General features: G+C 63.9%; 1 protein-coding gene. It reads right to left on the reverse strand.

Annotated elements, in window-relative coordinates; genetic code table 11:
- Positions 1-726, reverse strand: a 726-nt coding sequence (locus WS95_RS10340) for a diiron oxygenase (protein WP_059823735.1), incomplete at both ends; no start/stop codon positions are given.

The following is a 726-nucleotide window of genomic DNA, read 5'->3' on the forward strand; positions in this document are numbered from 1 at the left end:
CGGTTCAGCTCCTGCGCGGTCGCGAACGTGCGCTCGAACAGGATCGACAGGTTGTGCAGGATCCGCTCGACGACCTTCTTCTCCCACTCGCCGTCGAAACGGATCTGCTCGTCGAGCCAGCGCTCGAGCCATTCCGGATCCGGCAAGCGCGACTGCACCGTGTCGCGCGGGAACAGCGCCTGGTTCACGTGCAGGTTGGTCGGGTGCAGCGGCTTCTCGGTGCGGCGCGCCGACGCCATCAGCACGCCGATCTTCGCGAATGCGGCACGCGCGACGTCGCCGCAGTTGTTCAGCGCCTTCTTCATGTAGCGCAGGTACGCGCCGCCATGACGCGCTTCGTCGCGCGAAATCGTTTCGTAGATCTGCTTGATGACGGGCTCGGTGTGCCAGTCGGCCGCGCACCGATACCAGTGGTTCAGGCGGATCTCGCCGCAGAAGTGCAGCATCAGCGTCTCGAGCGGCGGCGCCGGATCGAACTGGAAGCGCACCGCGTGCAGTTCCTCTTCGGTCGGCACCATCTCCGGCTTGAAGCGGCGCAGGTATTCCATCAGCACGAGCGAATGCTTCTGCTCCTCGAAGAACCACACGCTCATGAACGCGGAAAAGTCGCTGTCGTGCTGGTTGTCGCGCAGGAACATTTCCGTCGCGGGCAGCGCCGACCATTCGGTGATCGCGTTCATCTTGATCGTCTTCGCCTGCTCGTCGGTGAGCAGCGAAGCGTCGAAC

Origin of the sequence: Burkholderia sp. MSMB1826 (genome assembly GCF_001526325.1) — a bacterium.
GTDB lineage: Bacteria > Pseudomonadota > Gammaproteobacteria > Burkholderiales > Burkholderiaceae > Burkholderia.